Origin of the sequence: Acetobacter pomorum (assembly GCF_002738225.1) — a bacterium.
GTDB lineage: Bacteria > Pseudomonadota > Alphaproteobacteria > Acetobacterales > Acetobacteraceae > Acetobacter > Acetobacter pomorum.
Genome location: NZ_PEBQ01000182.1, coordinates 1 through 258 on the forward strand (window position 1 = coordinate 1; position 258 = coordinate 258).

Here is a 258-nt window from a genome sequence, read left to right on the forward strand (position 1 = left end):
ATGGGGCTGACCGGCTTTGTTCTGGCGCAGTTCCTGTCACAAGGTCATTACGTTGAAGGAGGAACCACACAATCACCAGACCTATCATTCTGGATTACGGCCGGATTTGTCTGGCTCCCGCTGGGGGCCGTATGTCTACAAGTTTTCTGCCTTCTGGCATGGCCGGACAAGAAATAAACATACTGCCGATGTTGTAATTGAAAGAGCAATGTATCTTGCTAGGTTGTTAGAGCGTGTCGTCAGTTATCCGATCTTACT

At 48.8% G+C, this 258-nt stretch carries 1 pseudogene; it reads left to right on the forward strand.

What is annotated here, in order from left to right:
- A pseudogene (locus tag CSR02_RS17110) lies at positions 1–177 on the forward strand (MFS transporter); the annotation flags it as partial.
- Positions 178–258: the final 81 nt, after the last annotated feature.